The sequence below is a fragment of the Gemmatimonadaceae bacterium genome, assembly GCA_019637355.1.
Classification (GTDB): Bacteria; Gemmatimonadota; Gemmatimonadetes; order Gemmatimonadales; family Gemmatimonadaceae; genus Pseudogemmatithrix.
Window position 1 is genome coordinate 2,739,705 of the sequence record JAHBVT010000001.1, and the last position, 19,945, is coordinate 2,759,649.

General features: G+C 68.7%; 17 protein-coding genes. 4 read left to right on the top strand and 13 right to left on the bottom strand.

Annotated elements, in window-relative coordinates; translation table 11 throughout:
- Positions 1–87: 87 nt before the first annotated feature.
- The 4 genes from KF689_12495 to KF689_12510 form a co-directional block, all read right to left on the bottom strand.
- Positions 88–1,479, bottom strand: coding sequence for a hypothetical protein (locus KF689_12495; protein MBX3134192.1), 1,392 nt, complete (start codon positions 1,477–1,479; stop codon positions 88–90).
- Between the two features lie 119 nt (positions 1,480–1,598).
- Positions 1,599–2,816: an ABC transporter permease gene (locus KF689_12500; protein MBX3134193.1), complete on the bottom strand. Its 1,218-nt coding sequence runs from the start codon at positions 2,814–2,816 to the stop codon at positions 1,599–1,601.
- A 3-nt stretch (positions 2,817–2,819) separates the two neighbouring features.
- The gene (locus KF689_12505) at positions 2,820–4,025 is read right to left on the bottom strand and encodes an efflux RND transporter periplasmic adaptor subunit (GenBank protein MBX3134194.1); all 1,206 of its coding nucleotides are present in this window, start codon (positions 4,023–4,025) and stop codon (positions 2,820–2,822) included.
- Positions 4,026–4,151: 126 nt separating this feature from the next.
- Positions 4,152–5,339: a hypothetical protein gene (locus tag KF689_12510; GenBank protein ID MBX3134195.1), complete on the bottom strand. Its 1,188-nt coding sequence runs from the start codon at positions 5,337–5,339 to the stop codon at positions 4,152–4,154.
- 125 nt (positions 5,340–5,464) lie between these two features.
- Here KF689_12510 and KF689_12515 point away from each other — a divergent pair, with 125 nt between their 5' ends.
- Positions 5,465–5,881 carry a hypothetical protein gene (locus tag KF689_12515; GenBank protein ID MBX3134196.1) on the top strand — a complete coding sequence of 139 codons (417 nt, stop codon included), beginning with the start codon at positions 5,465–5,467 and terminating at the stop codon, positions 5,879–5,881.
- Positions 5,882–5,891: 10 nt separating this feature from the next.
- Positions 5,892–7,025: a hypothetical protein gene (locus KF689_12520; GenBank protein MBX3134197.1), complete on the top strand. Its 1,134-nt coding sequence runs from the start codon at positions 5,892–5,894 to the stop codon at positions 7,023–7,025.
- Between the two features lie 40 nt (positions 7,026–7,065).
- Here KF689_12520 and KF689_12525 read toward each other — a convergent pair whose 3' ends face one another.
- The 7 genes from KF689_12525 to KF689_12555 all read right to left on the bottom strand — a co-directional run bounded on the left by KF689_12525 (position 7,066) and on the right by KF689_12555 (position 16,032).
- The gene (locus KF689_12525) at positions 7,066–8,220 is read right to left on the bottom strand and encodes a hypothetical protein (GenBank protein ID MBX3134198.1); all 1,155 of its coding nucleotides are present in this window, start codon (positions 8,218–8,220) and stop codon (positions 7,066–7,068) included.
- Positions 8,221–8,377: 157 nt separating this feature from the next.
- Complete coding sequence (gyrA, locus tag KF689_12530) at positions 8,378–10,903, bottom strand: DNA gyrase subunit A (protein ID MBX3134199.1); 2,526 nt, start codon at positions 10,901–10,903, stop codon at positions 8,378–8,380.
- Positions 10,904–11,250: 347 nt separating this feature from the next.
- The gene (locus KF689_12535) at positions 11,251–11,970 is read right to left on the bottom strand and encodes a mechanosensitive ion channel (protein MBX3134200.1); all 720 of its coding nucleotides are present in this window, start codon (positions 11,968–11,970) and stop codon (positions 11,251–11,253) included.
- 15 nt (positions 11,971–11,985) lie between these two features.
- Positions 11,986–13,143: a hypothetical protein gene (locus tag KF689_12540; protein MBX3134201.1), complete on the bottom strand. Its 1,158-nt coding sequence runs from the start codon at positions 13,141–13,143 to the stop codon at positions 11,986–11,988.
- A 10-nt stretch (positions 13,144–13,153) separates the two neighbouring features.
- Positions 13,154–14,686: a M20/M25/M40 family metallo-hydrolase gene (locus KF689_12545; protein MBX3134202.1), complete on the bottom strand. Its 1,533-nt coding sequence runs from the start codon at positions 14,684–14,686 to the stop codon at positions 13,154–13,156.
- Between the two features lie 85 nt (positions 14,687–14,771).
- Positions 14,772–14,996 (bottom strand): hypothetical protein, encoded by a 225-nt coding sequence (locus KF689_12550; protein ID MBX3134203.1) that lies wholly within the window; start codon positions 14,994–14,996, stop codon positions 14,772–14,774.
- Positions 14,989–16,032, bottom strand: coding sequence for a zinc-binding dehydrogenase (locus tag KF689_12555; GenBank protein ID MBX3134204.1), 1,044 nt, complete (start codon positions 16,030–16,032; stop codon positions 14,989–14,991). The genes KF689_12550 and KF689_12555 overlap by 8 nt, the downstream gene beginning before the upstream one ends.
- Positions 16,033–16,058: 26 nt before the next feature.
- On the opposite strand from KF689_12555, the gene odhB reads away from it, so the two are divergent.
- On the top strand, positions 16,059–17,327 hold the full coding sequence (gene odhB / locus KF689_12560; protein MBX3134205.1) for a 2-oxoglutarate dehydrogenase complex dihydrolipoyllysine-residue succinyltransferase: 1,269 nt from the start codon (positions 16,059–16,061) through the stop codon (positions 17,325–17,327).
- A 75-nt stretch (positions 17,328–17,402) separates the two neighbouring features.
- Here the strand turns inward: odhB and KF689_12565 are convergent, their stop codons facing one another.
- The gene (locus tag KF689_12565; GenBank protein ID MBX3134206.1) at positions 17,403–17,870 is read right to left on the bottom strand and encodes a GxxExxY protein; all 468 of its coding nucleotides are present in this window, start codon (positions 17,868–17,870) and stop codon (positions 17,403–17,405) included.
- Between the two features lie 39 nt (positions 17,871–17,909).
- On the opposite strand from KF689_12565, the gene lpdA reads away from it, so the two are divergent.
- Positions 17,910–19,319: a dihydrolipoyl dehydrogenase gene (gene lpdA / locus KF689_12570; GenBank protein MBX3134207.1), complete on the top strand. Its 1,410-nt coding sequence runs from the start codon at positions 17,910–17,912 to the stop codon at positions 19,317–19,319.
- 81 nt (positions 19,320–19,400) lie between these two features.
- On the opposite strand, the gene KF689_12575 is transcribed toward lpdA, so the two are convergent.
- A complete protein-coding gene (locus KF689_12575; GenBank protein MBX3134208.1) occupies positions 19,401–19,925 on the bottom strand; it encodes a DinB family protein in 525 nt (174 codons plus the stop codon).
- Between the last annotated feature and the right edge of the window lie 20 nt (positions 19,926–19,945).

Below are 19,945 nucleotides of genomic sequence, written 5' to 3' on the forward strand. Positions count from 1 at the left end.
GCGGGTCAACCCAGTTCACCAAACCCTAATGAAAGTGGGGACGAGCACCGAGCCCGCCCCCACCGTCTTCCGTCCTCCGTCTTGCCCTCAGTTCCCTCGCAACGGAATCTCCCCCGCCGCGTGGCGCTGCAGATACACCAGGTCGTCCTCGTCCTTGCGCACGGTATAGATCGTGTTCTGTCCGAACCCGACCAGCGTGAGCCCTTCAGGAATGCGCACCTGGAAGGCCACCGCGCCCTGCGCGTTGATCACGTCGTAGAGCGTCCCGCGGGCCTGCGCGTTCTCGGTCCGGCGCACCCAGAGCTCTCCGTTCGGGCGGGCCAGCACACTGGCCAGGCCCGGACGGAACGCCGGCTTGGTCGCCGGCCAATCGGTGAGCGGCTCCAGCGGCGGCGCGTTCGCACCCGGACCCATCTGGGCCGAGCGGGAGATCTGCCCATTGTTGTTCGAGACCAGCATACTCATCTGGTTGGCGCGCGCCGCGTTGCGCAAGCCTTCCTCGTAGCGGATCTCGGCAGCGTTCATCCGCACCGGCGTGTAGGCAATCGGCGCGCCGGCTTGGCGCGTACCATTGGGCAGGATGAAGTCCACGCGATAGTCGGTGCCCCGCACGATCGCCACGCGCCCGTCCGGGAACACCGTCCATTCGTCGCGCGGGGTCAGCGGGTTCGCCGCGCCAATCATCATCCGCATATTGCCCTGCCCGCCGCTCATCTGCGTGTTTCCGCGGGCGAGCTTCACGTAGGCCAGCGTGTCGAGACGCCGCGTGCCGCGGTCAAAGCGCACGAGCGCCGCCGAGTCGGCCTGCTGCGGCCGGCCGTCGGCGTCGAAGCTGATGCCCATCGCTTCGCCGTAGAGGCGACCCTGTGCGTCCGAAGCGCGCGCCACGAGTCCGGCGCCCAGCATCATCATTCCGGGCCCTGGACCGCCGGGACGCGCAGCGCCTTGGCCAGCCGGCGCGCCTGGACGCGCAGCGCCTTGGCCACCCGGAGCGCCGGGGCGTGCCGCGCCCTGGCCGCCACCCGCTGCGCCCGGCCGCACCACCTGACCGCCCGCCGGCGGACCGCCACCCAGCCCCGCCTGCGCCACCGGGTCGGCCTCGGTGCGGAACGTGTTCACCGGCCGCCCGTCCGGCCCGATGACGAGGTAGCGCGAATTCACCGCGTCGTAGAGCAAGGTCGTGTCGCCCGGCGCAGCATACAGCCGCATCGGCAAACCGAATTCCTGCGGGCCGCTGCCTTCACGGCCAATCTTGGTCGCCGAACCGCGGCGCATATCGACAAGGCTTACGACCTTGTCCCGCGGGTCGGCTACGACGAGCCGTCCGTCGCGGAGCTCGCGGATGGAGCCGATGCCCAACTGGCTGAACGGCTCCTCATACTCGGCTTCCGGCGCCGGCAGCGTACGCGGCGCCTGTTGCGCGGCCAGCGGCATCGCCGCCACGGCGAGGGTCACGGTGGCAATCGCTCGAATCGACATCTTCGTTCTCGGAGCTAAGGGTTTCTCCCGCCGGCTTGCGATGCGTGGCGGGACCTCAATTTGTCACCGCCGGCTGCCCGGGGGTTTCCCCGCGCCCCGCCGGGTGGCGCGGGCCCGCCTCACTCGTACCGCAGGGCCTCAATCGGGTCCAAGGCGGCCGCGCGACGCGCCGGGAGGACCCCGAACGTAATCCCGATGGCCGCGCTGAACCCCACCGCCAGCAGCACGGACCCCGGCGTCACTTCCATCGGCCATCCGTTGAGCCGCCCGAGCAGCATCGCCGCGCCGTACCCCGCCGCGACGCCGACCACGCCGCCGATCAGGCAGAGCACCATCGCTTCGAGCAGGAACTGCGCGAGCACGTTGCGCTTCGTCGCGCCCAGCGCCTTCCGCACGCCGATTTCCTTGGTGCGCTCCGTGACCGACACCAGCATAATGTTCATTATCCCGATGCCGCCGACGAGCAACGACACGGCGGCGATGCCGGCGAGCAACCAGGTCAGCGTGGCGCTCGCCTCGGCGCGCGCCGCCAGGAACTGCGAATTGTCCTGGATGCGGAAGTCGTTGCTCTGCTCGGGCCGCAGGCGGTGCGCGCTGCGCAGTGCCGCCTCGATGTCGAGCACGCCCGACATCATCCGCTCGGCATCGACGAGCTTTACATTGATGCGCGCGATACGCTCCGTCCCGAAGATGCGGAACTGGCCGGTGCTCAGCGGAATGAACACCGATTCGTTCGGGTCGTCGCGTCCGCCTTGGGCCGAGGGGTCGAGGACGCCTATCACTTCGAAGTTGATGCCGCGCACCTGGATCTGCTGGCCGACGAGGTCCACCGCCTCGACGTCCTCCACCCGCAGCTCCGCGAGGATCTCGCTGCCGAGGACCGCGACTTGCCGTCGCTGCGCGTGGTCCCCGGCCGAGAGGAACCGCCCGGCCGCCAACGTATAGCGATCGATCTGTTCCAGCTCCGGCAGCGTCGCGATCACGTCGATGTTGCCGTTCTTGTCGCCGATCTGCACCTGCGCCCGGCCGGTCAGGATCGGCGCCACCGCCGCCAGCAAGGGCGCACCGCGCAACGCGTCCGCATCGGCCACGGTCAGGCGCGCGCGCTCTGCGCTCGCCACACCGTTCGTGTACGACTGCCCCGGCTGGATCGTCAACCGGTCGGTGCCCATCGCGTCGAGCTGCGCCTCAACCGCGGCCTGCGCACCCGAGCCCAGCGCAATCATCGTGATCACGGCGCCCACACCGATCACGATGCCCAGTGCCGTCAGGAAGGCGCGCGCCTTCGTCGCCCGCAACGACGAAAGCGCCACCCGGAGGATCTCAATGAACCGCACGGCTCAGCCGCCGCCGAAGGGGCCGCCACCGGCGCGGCGCTGCGCCCACTCCTGCCGCCGCGCCTGCTCGCGCAGCAGTCCCGAGGTCGGCAGGATCAGCACCGTGTCCCCTGGGCTCAGTCCGTCGCGGACCGCGGAGTAGTCATAGTCGGTGAGCCCCGTGGTCACCGGCACGGCGCGGATGCGCCCACCGTCCCGCGTGAACACCACGAAGGCACCCGCCGGTACGCTGCGTAGCTCCGCTCGCAGGCTGTCCCGCGAGATCCCGAGAAAGTCCGCCGCCTCGTCGAGCTCCCGCGCGTCGCGCAGCGCCGAGTTCGGCACCGCCACCGCCTCGCGCTCCTCGCCGATCATCACCTCGACCTCCGCATTCATCCCCGGCTTGAGCAGCCCCTGGCGGTTCGGGATGCGCACGATCACCGGGAACGTCGTCACGTTCTGGTCCACGATCGCCTCGGCGCCCACGCGCAGCACTGCGCCGCGGAACGGGCGTTCCGGAAACGACGCCGTCGTCACGGTCACGCCCAGACCCGCGGTGATGCGTCCGATGTCGCGCTCGTCCACCAGCGCCCGCACCTCGACGGTGTCCAGCGACGCCATCCGCAGCAGCACCGCACCGCCGCCGACGTCACGGCTCGCCGAGGCGATCACGCTGCCCTCGGCGACGGTCAGCGAGAGCACCACGCCGTCCGAGGGCGCGCGCACCTCCGTCTGCACGTAGGCGATGCGGGCGTCCTCCAACGCACGCACGGCGCGAATGAGGTCGGCCTGCGATGTGGCAGCCGCGAGGCGCGCCACCTCCACCTCCTCCTCCGTCAGCGCCTGCTCGGCGAAGAGCTGTTCCGCTCGCCGCAGCCGTGACTCGGCGTTCTGCAGCGAGGCCTGCGCCACCGCCGAGTCCGCCTCGGCTTGCGTCACGGCATTCTGCGGGATGCGCGGATCCACGCGCACCAGCAGTTGGCCGCGACGGACGCTCTCGCCTTCCGTCACGTGCACCGCCGTAATCTCGCCCGAGGCCTGGGATTTCACTTCGATCGTCGTCACCGGCGCGACGACGCCCGCTGCGCGCGCCGAGATCACGATGTCACGCGCGCGGATGACGTCCGTGCGGAGCGGCTCGGCACTCTCGGCCTGTGCGCAGGCGATGCCGGCAAGTCCGGAGACGAGGAGCGTGGCGATCGGACGCCGCCAAAGATGAACGAGCAGCATAGGACCTCAGCCGCTGGAGTGACCGGCGCGCGCCAGGCGACACCGCAGGTGGGGCGCATCTGCGCCCGCGCTCTTTGCGAGACGCCGTGGCGTCCTGACCGTTAACGCGCCAGGACGCGGAAGCGTTCAGGGCGGCGGCATTGGATGCCGCTTCACCCACTGCAGCCCATCGTCATCGGACCACGCCACGAACACCGCCTGGCGGCCAAACCCGATCACCCTCCCTCCCGCCGCCACCGCGACGGCCGTTAGGAATCGACCGTCTCGATCAAACAGGTCGTAGCGGCTCGCACCGGTATCGCGTGGCGCCGAGCGTACCCTCACCCACGCGCGGTCCTGCCAGTCCACCGAGATCTCGTCACCCCGCAGCAAGGGCCAGTGCGAGGGAAGCGGATCGGGCAGCGCCGGTAGCGGTCGGCTTCCCGCGGCCACACCCGCTTGGGCTCCGAGTGGATTGCCGGGCATCTGCTGCATCAACTCAGCCCGCTCACGGTTCAGCGAGTCCCGCGTGTACTCGGCGTCCGCGCGCGTCAGCGCAATCAGCGCCGTGGGGCCACGTCCGGCGTGAATCACGCGCCCGTCCGGCTCCACCAACTCGATTCCGTAGTCGCGCGCGCGCACCACAATCACCCGCCCGTCGCGGAATACGCCCCAAGCGTCTATCGGGTCGAATGCGTCGAGACGCGGAGGGATCGAGCGCGCCGTGAACTCGATTGGGCGCATCCCCACTCGGGCCAGTGTGTCTGTCCGGCCATCTGCCCTGCGCCAGCGCACGACGCTCGCCGAATCATCGACGTAGAATGTCGGGGCGAACCGCATCGTGCGGTCGCTCGCATACCAATCGCCCGCCTCGCTGACCGCACGCACCCAGCCGAAGTTCAGCGAGGCGGTGGCGGAACTCGGAATCGGGCTGCGCTCCTCGCGCTTCGGCCGCCCGTCTGCGTCGAGCACGACGGCCTTCACGCCGACAATGTCCATCACCCACAGCGAGTCGCCCGGCCCGCGCAGGATGCGTTGGACCCTGCGCACCTCCAGTGGGCCGGCCCCGGGCGTGGTCACTGGGACGAGATCGTTGGATCCTGCCCGCGTGCGCATCAAGCCGCCGTCGCGCTGGTCGTGGATCACGACGACGCCGTTCTGCGTCTCCGCAAGCCACCGGATTAGTGTGCGCGGCGCGGCGAGTGAATCGCTGGCGGCGCCGAGGGGTACGGGAGGCGGTGCGTCGGTGCGGGCGGGTTCGCCGCAAGCGAGCAAGATCCCAAGTGCCGCGAGGGACAGCCGCCCCACTCGCGGCTTGGTTACGTCCGATGTCACTGCGTGTTCACCTCGTCGCGGGGACCACGAATCCAATTGCGGCAGACGTTGACTGGCGTAAGGCCGGATTCTCTGCGAAACTTGATTGACGCAGCACTCGCGCGATAGCGAAGGAGTGAAAGCCTATGCTGGGAAAGCTGCTCCGATACCTCTGGCCTGCCTCGCTGATTTGTGGACTGATTCTACCAGCGCGAACGGCAACCGCACAGTCTGGACTTTCGCAGGAGCGCATCGACGAGCTGATGCGCGGAAGCTACCGACCCGCGTCCTCGCCGGAACAGATGCAGGACTGTCACTTCAGGGCGCTCACCCGCGGAATCGAGCTCGATGCGGATCAAGAAGCGCGAATTCGCGCCGTCATCGCGCTGTTCCGCCGCGCGCCGAACCCCGCCGCGGGAAGTCGCGAGTGGACGCTCCGGTTTGCCGAACGCGACTCCAGTGCCCTTTCCGTCCTGACACAGCGAGCCGACTCCATCCGCTATCGCCGAAACGCTCAGTCCGAGCGCGCCTGGTTCAGTGCCGGGAACTGCAACGGCCGCTGAATTCCGCGCCGTGAGGTCTGGATTCAGCCACACGAGCGTGCTGCTGCTTGCCGTGGCCGCGGCCTGCGGCTCCGATCGGCTTCGCGAAGGCGACGACGTCGTGCTCAAGGGGCCGTTTGAGCAGCTTGGCGAGACGTTCACGTATGTCACGTCCGTGCGAGAACTCAGCGACGGGGCCGTCATCGTCACGGACCCACGAGAGCAGAAGATCGTGCTGGGGCGCTTCGGCGACAGTCTCGTGCAGATGGTCGGACGACGTGGCGCCGGCCCTGAGGAGTGGAGCACGGCCGTCGCGCTGCACCCACTTGGCGGCGACTCCAGCGTCCAGGCCGACCCGACGACGCGTAGGCTGATCTACTTCGACGGATCGCGGGTGGCCGCGTCGGCACCGCCAGAGGTCGCCACGCGCGCGCACGCGCTCGGAATGCTCCAGGGCGCGAGTGCGGACGGATCACTCTTCTCGATGCGGGCACCGGCACCATCGACGGTCGGACCACGTGATCTCACGCCGAATGATTCGCTGGCGCTCGTGCGCATAGCAACCACGTCGGATCGCGCAGATACGATCGCGATGCTGCGTGACGCGCCGGGACGTGTCCACGCCCGTCGAGAAGCAGATGGAACGTTCCGCGACTTTGCGCTGAGCCGACCTGCGATGGCGGTCTCCGAGATCTTTGCCGTGTTCCCGGATGGGTGGGTCGCCATCGCTCGTCTCGAACCGTATCGCGTCGACTGGATTGACTCGTTCGGGCAGATGCATCTCGGCGAACCCATTCCGATAGTACCGAGAATGTTCGATGCCCGGACGCGCGAACAGTATCTCGCGCGACACCGGCGGGCGATTGAGCAGCTCGAGACCGCTCCAGCAGAAGTGCGCGAGGTGCTCGGGACACGCTACGCAGAGTTCCCGCGCGAAGTCCCACCGTTCGATGCCTCGTCGCTGGTCGCCGGAATGGACGGCAGGCTCTACGTGCGCCGAGCTGAGCCAGGGTTCGCATCCCACACGCGGTACGACGTCGTTGACCGCACGGGCGCATTGGCTCGGCTCGCGCTGCCTTCCGACGCTCGCTTGGTCACGGCAACGAGGGAGCACCTGTACGTGGTGCGCCGAGACAGCCTGGACGTGGAGTACCTGCGTCGCTAAACGCGGCCGTAGGGCATCCAGGCGACAGCGAGGGTCCGCCCTACGGCAGCGGATGCCGCCGGATGTACAGCAAGTCGTCCTCATCCTTGCGCGCCGTGTACACCGCCTGCGCGCCGAAGCCGAGGAGCTGCACGTCCCGCTGCAGCTTGATGGCGTCCACGACGCGCCCGTCCGCGTCCAGGAGGTCGTAGCGCTGACCGGGCGTGCGGTCCACCACCGGCACCCACGCGCGGCCCTTCGGATCTACCCGGATCAGGTCGCCCGTGATTGGCGGCCGCTGCGTCTGCCACGGACTGGGCTCGACGAGCTCGATGCGTGGCATCTGAGCGCCACCGCCCATCCCCGCGAACTGACGGATCCCGTCGTCGATTGCCTTGCGCACCGAGTCCATAATCGCCCGGCGATCTTCCGCCGTCACGGGAAGCTGGGCATACGACAGCGCCGCGGCGCGGCGTGGCGCTCCGCCCACGGGAAAGATTTCGGGCACGTACCCGCGCCCGCGCACCACCATCACGCGCCCGTCGGGAAACACACCCCAGGCGTCAATCGGCGGATAACCCGGCACTGGCATCCGGACGACCTGCGGTGACATCTGCGGCGCCGTCATAAACGTCGGGAACTTCGTCAGCGTGTCGGCGCGCATCGTTGCCGGATCGGTGCGCACGATCAACGCCGAATCGGCCATCTGCATCTGGCCGCCCTCGAATGCCACGGCCATCTGCTGGCCGTACCACCGACCCCGCGCGTCCAACGCGCGCGTCATCGGTCGATTCATCATTTGCATCGGATCCCCCGCCCCGGGCAGCGGACGCGTCGCACGCGGCGTGCCGGAGGGATCGAACACCAGCACTCGTTGCTGAAACAGATCCAGCGCCTGCACGGAGTCGCCGGGCATCAACCACATTCCCATCACGCTACGGTACTCGGTGGGTCCGCCCCCTTCGCGCGCCACTTCGCGCTGCTCCTGGGTGCGGAAGTCGGCCACGGCAACGCGCTTGTCCCGACTGTCGTGGACGAGGATGTTGCCGTCGCGCAACTCCACCAGCTGGAGCGGACCCGACCACGGCTCCTCGAGCTCGGCTGTCGGCGCGGCCAAGGCGCGCGCTGGGCGCGGCGCCTGCGCGGCAGCAGGCAATGCGAAGGCCACCGCGAGAGTGCCGACGAAAATGAAAGCGCGCAGGGAGCTGACTCGCATACGATCTCCTTGATGAGGGTATCGACGAGCCGGTCAGGCTCGGTCACCGCCCCCCCGTACGCTCCGCGTGCCGCGAGGTTGTACACTTCGTCACCGCAGCGAAACGGTTCCTCACATCGCAGCGGGGCGGCACGCCGTGCCGACCCGCCGCGGACCCTCACTCGCTCTCGGGAGCGCTCAGCTCAATCTGTTCATCCGGCCCGGACTCGGCGCCGCCCTCGGCGCCGTCTTCCTTGTCGTCCGACACTACGCGGGCGATCGCCGCCACCACGTCGCCGAGCTCGAGGTCCTTGAGCCGCACGCCCTGCGCCACGCGCCCCGTCTCGCGGATGTCCTTCACCGCGCAGCGTAGCGACTGCCCGCCGCGGGTGATCAGCATCAGGCCGTCTTCCGGCAGCACCTCGAGCAGGCCGACCACGTCGCCGGTCTTCTCGGTGCGTTTCACCGTCAGGATGCCCTTGCCACCGCGGCCCTGCACGCGGTACTCCTCGACGTTGGTGAGCTTGCCGAGCGCCAGCGAGGTCACCACCAGCAGCGAGGCCTCGCGCTTGACCACCACCATCCCGACCACGCGGTCGCCCTCGCCGAGCGCGATGCCGCGCACGCCGGTGGTGTCGCGGCCCATCGGACGCGCCTCCTGCTCGTGGAAGCGGATGCTCAGGCCGTGCCGCGTCACCAGCACCACGTCGTTCGTGCCCGAGGTGATCTGCACGTCGATGAGTTCGTCGCCGTCCTCGAGCTTGATGCCCTTGATGCCCGTCGAGCGCACGTTCGAGTACTCGGACAGCGCCGTCTTTTTCACGGTGCCGTTGCGCGTGCAGAACATCAGGTACTCGTTGTCCGTGAACTGCTTCACCGGCACGATCGCCTTCACCGTCGTGTCCGGGGACACGTTGATGAGGTTCACGATCGGCTTGCCCTTCGCCGCCCGCGCGCCCTCCGGGATCTCGTGCACCTTGAGCCAGAAGCAGCGCCCGTCGTGCGTGAACACGAGCAGGTAGTCGTGCGTCTGCGCCACAAAGAGGTGCTCGACGAAATCGTCAGTGCGCAGCTCGGTCCCCTTGGTCCCCACACCGCCGCGCCGCTGCTTGCGGTAGGTGGAGATGTTGGTGCGCTTGATGTAGCCGGCGTGCGAGATGGTCACGACCATCTCCTCGTTGGCGATGAGGTCCTCGATCGAGAACTCGCCCTCGTCGCTCACGATCTCGGTGCGGCGCTCGTCGCCGTAGGTCGCCACCAGCGCGCCGAGCTCGTCCTTCATCACCTTCATCCGCTTGGGCTTGCTGGCCAGCAGCGCCTCGAGCTCCTTGATCTGCCCGCGCACCTCGGCCAGCTCCTCCTCCAGCTTCTCGATCTCGAGGCCGGTGAGCTTGGCGAGGCGCATATTGAGCACCGCCTCGGCCTGCCGCTCGCTGAGCTTGAAGCGCTTCTGCAGTTGGGCGCTGGCCGCCGGCGAGTCCTCGGCCGCGCGGATGACCTTGATCACCTCGTCGATGTTGTCGACGCAGATCTTGAGGCCCTCGAGGATGTGCTCCCGCTCCTTGGCCTTGTCGAGGTCGAACTGCGTGCGACGCACGATGACTTCGTGGCGGTGCGCGATGTAGTGCCCGAGCACCTCGCGCATCCCCATCACCTTCGGGACCAGGCGCTTCGACACCGGGTCCGGCACCAGCGCGAGCATAATCACGCCAAAGGTGCTCTGCATCGAGGTGTGCTTGTACAGCTGGTTCAGCACCACCTTCGGGATCGCGTCACGCTTGAGCTCGACGACGATGCGCGTCTGTGCATCCGATTCGTCGCGCAGGTCGGAGACGCCTTCGATCTTCTTGTCGCGCACCAGCTCGGCGATGCTCAGCACGAGATTGGCGCGGTTCACCTGGTATGGCAGTTCGGTGATGACGATCTGCGACTTGTTCGAGGACTCCTTCTCCTCGATCACGGCGCGGGCGCGCATAATCACCTTGCCGCGGCCCGTCTCGATGTAGTCCTTGATGCCGGCGCGGCCGTAGATGAAGCCGGCTGTCGGGAAGTCCGGCCCCTTGATCAGCCCGCGGATCTCCTCGACCGTCAGGTCGGGGTTGTCGATCATCGCCGTCACCGCCGCGGCCACTTCGCGCAGGTTGTGCGGCGGGATGTTCGTCGCCATCCCGACCGCGATGCCGGCCGAGCCGTTCACGAGCAGGTTCGGGAACGCCGACGGCAGCACCGTCGGCTCCTCGAGGCGGTCATCGAAGTTGGGCGCGAAATCGACGGTGTCCTTGTCGATGTCGGTGAGCATCTCGACCGCGATCTTCGTGAGGCGCGACTCCGTGTAGCGGTACGCCGCCGCCGGATCGCCGTCCATCGAGCCGAAGTTGCCCTGCCCGTCCACCAGCGGATAGCGCAGCGAGAAGTCCTGCACCATTCGCACCAGCGCGTCGTACACCGACTGGTCGCCGTGCGGGTGGTACTTACCGAGCACGTCACCCACCACCGTCGCCGACTTCTTGTACGGCCGCCCCGGCACCAACCCGAGCTCGTTCATCGCGTACAGCACGCGCCGGTGCACCGGCTTGAGGCCGTCGCGCACGTCCGGCAGCGCGCGGCTCACGATGACGCTCATCGAGTAGTTGATGAACGATTCCTTCACCTCGTCCTGGATCAGGCGCGGGAGGATCCGCTCACGGTTGTTCGGGGCCGTCATAGACGCTCAGATTAGGGGCGATTTTCAGAGGGAACCGCGACCCCGAAAGTTAGGCGATGCGGGGGGCGCAAACAACGGGTAACGGCGGTCACCACAGAGGGCACAGAGAACTGCCGACCGCGGTTCAACGCAGAGGCGCAGAGGGACGCAGAGAACTGCAAGAAACGTGGGAACCACCACTGCAAGGACTTGGGGGTCCGCACCGACGCATCGGTGACGGACCCCCAAAGCACTTGCAGTTGCCCTTCTCTGCGCCCTCTGCGTCTCTGCGTTAAGAGGCAGTCCGCAGTTGGCAGTTGGCGGTTGCAGTTCTCTGTGCCCTCTGTGCCCTCTGTGGTGAAACGCAGTTACCGCGGCTCCACACTCGGCTGCTCTCCCTCCGCCATCTCCGACGCCCGCCGCAGCGCCTCGCGCTCCGCCCGCCACTCCTCGTACCAGCGCCGCGTCACCTCGCCCGCGAGCTCACGGTTGCCGAGCCCGAAGCTCAAGGCCAGCGCCAACGCGACGGCCCCGAAGATGATCGCGAACGCCGTCGTCACGATGCCCGTCGCCACCCCGAGTTCCTGCAGCGACATAAACACGGCCAGCAGCACCACGCCGCCCTTGCCCACGCGTGCCAGCGTGCCGGCACCGGCCAGCGCACCGGCGCTCGCCGCGATCAAGGCCGCCACCAGGTCGCCCAGCACCAAGCCGAGGATCACGATCACCACCGCCGCGATCACGCTCGGCACATAGCTGACCAGCTCGGCGAAGGCCTGGCCGAGGTAGTCGATGCCCAGCGTGTCGGCGGCGAGCAGCATCGCCGTGAAGAGCAGCACCCAGAACACCACGTTCGCGATCACGCGCGACGGCGTGAGCGGCACGCCGTAGGGATCCAACGGCGGCTGCACCCCGCCCTTCTCGAGGGCTTCGTTGAGGTGCACGCGGCGCAGCAGGCGTTGCACGGTCCGCTGCGCAAGACGGGCGACGAGATACCCCGCCGTCAGCACCACCGCCGCGCCGAAGAGCGCCGGGATGTATTCCCAGAGGCGCAGCAGGCTGTCTTGCAATCGATCGAGGAACGTCATCGGAGTATGTGGGAACTAGAACGTGATGCGCAGGAGCGGATGGATGCCGGGCGCCTTCGCCGCCACAGCGACGGCCCCGGCCGGGTTCAACTGGATGCGACTGCCGTACTCATAGCGGCGCCTCTCGTCGAGCGCCGGCTGCGCGTAGCGGCTGGTGAGCCAGGCCCCGCCGATGGCGCCCATCGTCGCGAAGGCCATCGTCGGCGCGGCGTTGCGGTCGGCCTCGCCGGAGATGAGTACGCCGAGCCCGATGCCCATCAGCGCGCCGGCACCGGCGCCCGACGCGAGCAGCAGGCCCTCCGAACGCGAGTGGTCGTACTTGCGCACCAGCAGGCGGTCCGCGCCCCACACCCCGACGAGACCGCCGGCGAGTAGCGAGCCGGCCACCACCGGCGTGCTCGGCGACTGCCCCACGAGGAAGGTGCTCGCGCCCGTCATCCCGATGCCCGCACCCAGCCACAGCAGCATCGCGTCGCCGGCGGTCACTTCGTAGGCGGCGTTGCCCGCCCAACTGCGGCCCAGCGCGTAGCCGCCCCAGCCCAGCACCAGCGGGATCGCGATGCGCGCGCTATAGCTCAGTCCTTCGCCGTCGCCTTCCTTGGGGTCGAACACCCAGGTCAACGCGTACGCCGAGGCCGCGACCAGGTCGTGTCCCACCACGGCCGCCACGGCCTCGCCCTCCGTGAGGCCGCCGCCGATCATCAACCCGGCCGCGGTGCCCGAGAGCCCGCCGATGAGCGTCAGTGCCGCCACCTCGCGCTGCGGCATACTCGCGGCGTTCCCCAGCAGCAATCCGTTGATCGTGCCGCGCCAGGCCATCCGCGAGCTGAGCACCTGCCGCGCCGGCGTAACCTCCACCTGGCGCGCGAGCTCACTGGCCGCAAAGAACGACCCGCCGGCCATCACCATATACGCGGCCACACGGGTCGCCGGCTCGTCGCCGAGCATCACGGCGAAGGCAGGGCCATACGCCGCCAGGCCGAGCACGAGCTGCGTGCGCACGAACGCCGAGCGCATCTCGCGGGAGGTGACGCCGCCGGTACGCGCGGTGTCGCGCGGCTGGACCTCTTCGACGCCGCTCCCGAGGTTCAGACGCCGCGGCGGGTCCTGCTGCGCCAGGAGCGGCGACGCCGCCAGCGTGAGGACGGCGACGGCGCGGAGAAGGATTCGCATAGCGCGGAATCTAGCGTACGTTGCCGATGCCCGTCATCACGGCGGCGACAATCTCGATGCCCTGCCAGAACTCGCCCAAGCGGAGGTGCTCGTTGGCCGCGTGCTGGTTGTTGTCGTAGTTCACCAGCGGCAGCGTCAGGATCCGCGCAGCGAGGACTTCCTCGAACACGCTCAGCGGCAGGCTGCCGCCGAGAATGGGCACGCGGGCCACGGTCGTGCCCGCGGCGCGCTGCACGACACGGTGGATCTCCAGCGACCACGGATCGTCGAGCGGCAGTTGCTGCGCCGCGTAGCCCTGCCCCCAGCCGAGACGCACGACGCGCGGATGCGTGCGCAGCGTCGCGCTGTCCGGCACCTCGTGCACCAGGTGGTAGCCCTGACGCTGCAGATGCCGCTCGACCAACTCGCGCACGCGCACCGGCGTCTGCCCGGGCACGAGGCGGAAATCGATGGCCGCCGAGGCGCTGGGCATCACGGCGTTGGTGCCCGTGCCACCGGCGAGCTGCGTGATGTTGAGCGCCGGCCGCAGCACGGCCAGCCCCAGCGGCATCTGCGTCTCCGTGCGCCCTAGCTGCAGTTCAGCCGCGAGACCACGGTCGGGCGATGGCGCGTCGGCGATCGCGCGGCGATCCGCGTCGGTGATCTCGCGGACGTCGTCGTAGAACCCGTCGATGGTGATGGTGCCGTCTGTCGCGCGCATCCCGGCGAGCAGGTGCGTGAGCTCATTGGCCGGGTTCGGCGCCCAGTTGCCGTAGTGACCGCTGTGCAGCGCGCGCGCGGGCCCGTAGGTCGTGACGCGCAGGCCCATCACGCCGCGCACGCCGTGCACGATCTGCGGGATGCCCGACTGGTGCCGCGGTCCGTCGAGGAACAGCCACAGGTCAGCCGCGAGTCGCGCACGATGCGCAAGCAGCATCTCCCGCAGGTGCTGCGAGCCGGCTTCCTCCTCGCCTTCGAAGAAGAACTTGAGGTTCACGCTCGGCTGCCGCCCCTGCGCGCGCAGCGCGTCCAGCGCCGCGAGCATCATCAGGATCGGCCCGCGGTCGTCGCTGGCGCTGCGTGCGTAGAGGCGCCAGTTGTTCGCGCGCGGGCCCAGTTGCGCGGCCTCCTCGAGCGTGCGGACTTGCCCGCCGCGTTCGACGTGCCCGTCGCGCAGCTCCGGCGTGAAGGGCCCCGCGGTGAGCCAGTCGCGGGGCTGCACCGGCTGGCCGTCGTAGTGCGAGTACAGCATCACCGTGCGGCTGGCGCCTGGCACGAGCAGCTCGCCGTAGACCGCCGGCGGGCTGCCCGGCGTCTCGAGCAAGGCCATCTGCACTCCGCGCCGCTCGAACATCGCCACCAGCGTATCGGCCACGCGCCGGATGGCCGCCGAATCGCTGGCCACGTTCGGCAATGAGAGGAAGTCGCGGAACCCCTGCAACACCGGCAGCGCATTGGCACGGTGCCAGGCACGCGTGTCGCGCACCACGGGGTCCGGCGCCTGCGCGGCGACGACCGGCGCGAGGACGCCCAGCAGGGCAAGGCAGCGGAGGATTCGCGTCATACTGGAGCTTCGCCACGGCGCCCGCGCCGCGCCAGCGGGCAGGGACGAGCCGAGGCCCCGCGCACCCCGACAGTTCCGCGCACCGCTAGTTCCGCGTCCCGCGCTTGACGTCGAACAGCACGCTGCGGCGACACTGCGGACAGAGCAGCCACTCGCGCTGCCGCGCGTAGCCCAGGCCGAAGCTGCCGCCGCCGATCGCGCGTTCGTGCATCCGCACCGCACAGCGCGGGCAGTCGGCGTGCCCGTCGCGCGCGTAGGCCTCGCGCACGCTGCGCTCCTCGTCCGTCGTGAACTGCGCTTTCTCAGCCATCGCTTACCCGCAGCACGAGCTTGCCGAACTGTTCGCCCCGCGCCATCCGCTCGAAAGCCGCGCGACCCTCGGCTAGCGGATACACGGCATCGACCGTCGGCCAGAGCCGGCCGGCGTTCAGCTCCGCCGTCACCGCCGCGAACTCGGCGTCGTTGCCCATCGTGGAGCCCAGAAGCGACCACTGGTACCAGAACAGCCGCCGCACGTCCATCTGCAGCTGCGCTCCCGACGTGCCGCCGCAGGTGACCAACCGACCGCCGCGGCTCAGCGCCATCAGCGAAGCGTTCCAGGTATTCTCGCCCACGCTCTCGATGACCACGTCCACGCCGCGCTTGCCCGTGCGCTCCCGCACGGCGCGCCCCACGTCCTCGCGGGCGTGATCGAGGCAGACGTCAGCGCCGAGTGCCGCCGCGCGCTCCAGCTTGGCCGCGTCGGACGACGTGACCCACACGCGTGCCCCGAGCTGCTTGCAGATGCGCAGCGCCGCCTGCGCCACGCCGCCGCCGATGCCCCAGATCAGCACATCCTCGCCGGCCTGCACCTTCGCGCGCGACACGCACATCCGCCACGCCGTGAGCGTCGCCAGCGTGTGCGCCGCCGCGACGTCGTCGGGCACGCGGTCCGCAATCGGCAGCACGTTCGCCGCCGGCAGCACGACGAACTCGGCGAAGCTGCCCGGATGGTGTTCGCCGAGCAGTCCGAAGCGCGGGCAGAGCGGCTGCTCGCCGCGGCGGCACCACTCGCAGTCACGGCAGGAGAGGCCGGGATTCACGACGATGCGCTGGCCCACGCGCAGGTGCTCGACCGCGTCGCCGACCGACTCCACGACCCCAGTGCAATCCGCGCCGAGCACCCACGGCGGCGTGATCGTCACGCCCGGCAGTCCACCGACCGTCCAGAGGTCGAGGCGGTTCAGGGCCACCGCGCGGACGCGGACGCGAACCTCGTGCGGGGCACGGAGTTGCGGCTCTGGCAGATCGTCGCGAAAGCGGATCTGCTCGGTGCCGCCGTGCGCGTCGATCGTCAGTGCTCGCACTCCGCTCTCCTCGCTATATTTCGCGAATGATCGAGATTAAGGTTCCCCCCCTCGGTGAATCGATCACCGAGGCGACCGTCTCCCGCTGGCTCAAGAACGAGGGCGATGCCGTCGCGGTCGGCGACACGCTCGTCGAACTGGAGACGGATAAGATCACCGTCGAGGTGCCCGCCCTCAATGCCGGCGTGCTCCGCAAGCGCCTGAAGGCCGAGGGCGATGTGGTGCAGCTGGCCGAGACGCTTGGGCAGTTAGAGGAAGGTGCATCGGCGGCGGCCAGCGCGCCTGCCGCGGCCGCGCCGGCTCCTGCTGCGGCGGCTCCTGCCGCACCGGCTCCCGCCGCGCCGACTCCCGCCGCTCCCGCGCCAACTTCATCCCCGAGCGACGTGCGCGCCGCCCCGTCTGCGCAGAAGCTCGCGGCCGCGACCGGCGTCGACCTGTCGTCCGTCCAAGGCAGCGGCCGCGGTGGCGTGGTCTCCAAGCCCGATGTCATCGCGGCGAGCGCGGCACCGTCGGCTCCTGCGGCCAGCGTCCCGGCGCCCGCGCCGACGACGGCGCCGGTGAAGGCGCCGCCCGCCCCCGCCCCGCGCGCGGACGGTGTGCGCGAGACGCGCGAGAAGATGACGACGCGCCGCAAGCGCATCGCCGAGAACCTGCTTCAGGCCCAGCACTCCACCGCGCATCTCACGACGTTCAATGAGATCGATATGAGCGCCGTGTCCGCCGTGCGCGAGCGGATGAAGGAGCGCGTGGAGAAGGAGCACGGCGTGAAGCTCAGCTTTATGCCCTTCTTCGCGAAGGCCGCCTGCCTGGCGCTGAAGGCGTATCCCGTGGTGAACGCCCAGATCGACGGCGACAGCGTCATCTACAAGCACTACGTGAACCTCGGCATCGCCGTGGCCAGCGAGCAGGGCCTCGTCGTGCCCAACGTGAAGGACGCCGACCGGATGGGGATGGTCGGCTTCTCGCGCGCGATGAACGCCGTCGCCAAGCGCGCCCGCGACGGCAAGCTGACGATGGACGACCTCACCGGCGGCACGTTCACCATCACCAACGGCGGCGTGTTCGGGTCGTTGGTCTCGACGCCGATCATCAACTTCCCGCAGGTCGCGATCCTCGGGCTGCACAAGATCCAGGAGCGGCCGGTGGCCATCGACGGCCAGGTCGAGATCCGGCCGATGATGTACGTGGCGCTCAGCTACGACCACCGGATCATCGACGGGCAGCAGGCGGTGCTGTTCCTCGTGCGGGTGAAGGAGCTGATGGAGGATCCGGCGGCGATGTTGATCGACGACTGAACTGCGGGTCACCACAGAGGGCACAGAGAACACAGAGAACGGCAACTGCTCTTGGGGGCGGTTGCCGTTCTGGTTTTAGAGGACGAGTCTGATGAGGCCGTCCTTGAGCTGCAGGACGTTGAAGTTGATGAGGAGGCCTTTTCGGTGGCCTGTCAGCTTGAGGTAGGTGAGCAACTGTGCCGTGTGGATTGGGGAGAGTTTTTCAATGCTCTTTAGTTCGAGTACGAGTTGGTCGGCAACGACTACATCAAGTCGCAGCTTTGCATCGAGTGCCTGACCTGCGTAGACCAGCGGCACCGAGACGCCCTGTGCGAACGGAACCTCCCGCCTCCGAAGCTCAAACACCAGGCAGGCCTGATACACAGACTCCAACAAACCCGGCCCCATCGCCCTGTGTACGGCAATCGCCGCCCCAATCACCGCGTGCGAAACCGAATCCCGCTCCACACACCCCCCAAAGCGGTTGCAGTTCTCTGTGCCCTCTGTGGTGAATAGCAGTTCAGCCCTCGCACGAAACCACCGGAACCCCGCCACCCAAGCCATTAGATTCCACCGCAGCACCTCAACCCGAGACACCCCCCAGTGCCCGATCAGAACCTCGCCCCGGACCTCGTCGTCATCGGCGGTGGCCCCGGCGGCTATGTCGCCTCCATCCGCGCCGCGCAGCTTGGCCTCTCCGTCGTCTGCGTCGAGTTCGACAAGACCCTCGGCGGCACCTGCGTCAACGTCGGCTGCATCCCGTCGAAGGCACTGCTCGCCTCGAGCGAGCACTTCGAGTTCGCGCACAAGCACGCCAAGGAGCACGGCATCGAGCTTGCCGGCGTGCAGCTCAACCTCGCGCAGATGCTCAAGCGCAAGGACGACGTCGTCGCGCAGAACACCAAGGGCGTGGAGTTCCTCTTCAAGAAGAACAAGGTCACCTGGGCCAAGGGCGTCGGCACGCTCAAGCCCGGCAACGTCGTCGAGGTGAAGGCGCTCGACGGCGCGGTCACGACCTACACGCCCAAGCACGTCATCCTCGCGACGGGCTCGGTGCCGATGCAGCTGCCTTTCCTGCCCTTCGACGAGGAGCGCGTGCTCTCGAACGTCGGCGCGCTGCGCATCCCTGAGGTGCCCACGCACCTGATCGTCATCGGCGGCGGCGTCATCGGCCTCGAGCTCGGCTCCGTGTGGCAGCGCCTCGGCGCCAAGGTCACCGTCATCGAGTACGCGCCGACGATCCTGCCCGGCAACGACGACGACATCACCAAGGAAGCGCACAAGGTCTTCACCAAGCAGGGCCTGGAGATCCACGTCGCGACGAAGGTCACGGACGGTGGGCGCCAGGGTAACCGCGTCGTCGTCGAGACGGAGAAGGACGGCGCCACGCAGCGCTTCGAGGCCGACTACGTGCTCGTGTCCATCGGCCGCAAACCCTCACTCACCGGCGTGGACGCGGCGGCGCTGGGCCTCGCGCTCGGCAAGCGCGGCGAGATCCTCGTCGACGCGCAGATGCGCACCAACCTCCCCGACGTATTCGCCATCGGCGACGCCGTCGGCGGCAAGCTGCTCGCGCACAAGGCCGAGGAGGAGGGCGTGATCGCGGCGGAAGTCATCGCCGGCCACCACGCCAAGATGCACTACCACAATATGCCGGGCGTGGTCTACACCTGGCCCGAGATCGCGACGGCGGGGCTCACCGAAGCCGAAGCGCGCGCCACGGGCAAGGCGATCAAGGTCGGCAAGTTCCCCTTCAGCGCCAACGGCCGCGCCCGCTCGATGGGCAGCACCGAGGGCTTCGTGAAGTTCGTCACCGACGCCGCCACCGACGAGATCCTCGGCTGCCATATGATCGGCCCCAACGTCAGCGACCTGCTCAGCGAGATCGTGCTGGCGATGGAGTACCGCGGCACCGCCGATGACGTCGGCGAGACGGTGCACTCGCATCCCACGCTCAGTGAGGTCGTGAAGGAAGCGGCACTCGCGGCGTTAGGGAAGGCGGTCCATATCTAAGACGGAAGACGGAGGACGGAAGCTTGAAGGGTGCGCGGAGCGAAGCTCCGCGCACCCTGTTGGCATCCGTCATCCGTCTGTTCAAAGATACCGGTCTTGCACCACCGCCAAATGATGCAGCAGATGCCCCGCCGTGATCCACGCGATCGCCCGCACCGACACCGGGCTCTCTGAGGCGGTGCCGCGCCGGGTCCAGGCTTCCGACGGAAGGCCGGAGTACAGCGTCACCGTGGCCTCGCGCACGGACTCGAACTCGTCGAGGATATCGGCGATGGTGCGGTTGGCGGCGCCGCTCATCGGGGCGTAGGCGTTCTCGTCGAAGCTCGGCAGCGGCGTGGTGTCGCCGCGGGCGATGCGCAGGGCCCGGTACGAGAAGATGCGCTCGGCGTCGGCGCAGTGGAGCAGCACTTCCTTGAGCGTCCACTTGCCGGGCGCGTAGGCCCGCGAGGCGGTGGCATCGTCAAGGTCGCCGAGTAGCGCCGAGGCGATCTCGGCACCGCCAATCAGCGCCTCCACGACGTCGCCGTCGGGGACCTGCGCGATGTAGCCCGCATAGAAGGGATTGAACTCGTCGGCCAACGGCCGGATGCGACGATGCGCGCTCATAACAGGCTCCGGGAAAACTC

What these genes read in the sequence shown, in the direction of transcription:
- KF689_12495 (MBX3134192.1), bottom strand. Translation starts at nt 1,479, where the DNA reads ATGTCGATTCGAGCGATTGCCACCGTGACCCTCGCCGTGGCGGCGATG.
- KF689_12505 (MBX3134194.1), bottom strand. Translation starts at nt 4,025, where the DNA reads ATGCTGCTCGTTCATCTTTGGCGGCGTCCGATCGCCACGCTCCTCGTC.
- KF689_12515 (MBX3134196.1), top strand. Translation starts at nt 5,465, where the DNA reads ATGCTGGGAAAGCTGCTCCGATACCTCTGGCCTGCCTCGCTGATTTGT.
- KF689_12525 (MBX3134198.1), bottom strand. Translation starts at nt 8,220, where the DNA reads ATGCGAGTCAGCTCCCTGCGCGCTTTCATTTTCGTCGGCACTCTCGCG.
- gyrA (MBX3134199.1), bottom strand. Translation starts at nt 10,903, where the DNA reads ATGACGGCCCCGAACAACCGTGAGCGGATCCTCCCGCGCCTGATCCAG.
- KF689_12535 (MBX3134200.1), bottom strand. Translation starts at nt 11,970, where the DNA reads ATGACGTTCCTCGATCGATTGCAAGACAGCCTGCTGCGCCTCTGGGAA.
- KF689_12540 (MBX3134201.1), bottom strand. Translation starts at nt 13,143, where the DNA reads ATGCGAATCCTTCTCCGCGCCGTCGCCGTCCTCACGCTGGCGGCGTCG.
- KF689_12545 (MBX3134202.1), bottom strand. Translation starts at nt 14,686, where the DNA reads ATGACGCGAATCCTCCGCTGCCTTGCCCTGCTGGGCGTCCTCGCGCCG.
- KF689_12550 (MBX3134203.1), bottom strand. Translation starts at nt 14,996, where the DNA reads ATGGCTGAGAAAGCGCAGTTCACGACGGACGAGGAGCGCAGCGTGCGC.
- odhB (MBX3134205.1), top strand. Translation starts at nt 16,059, where the DNA reads ATGATCGAGATTAAGGTTCCCCCCCTCGGTGAATCGATCACCGAGGCG.
- KF689_12565 (MBX3134206.1), bottom strand. Translation starts at nt 17,870, where the DNA reads ATGGCTTGGGTGGCGGGGTTCCGGTGGTTTCGTGCGAGGGCTGAACTG.
- KF689_12575 (MBX3134208.1), bottom strand. Translation starts at nt 19,925, where the DNA reads ATGAGCGCGCATCGTCGCATCCGGCCGTTGGCCGACGAGTTCAATCCC.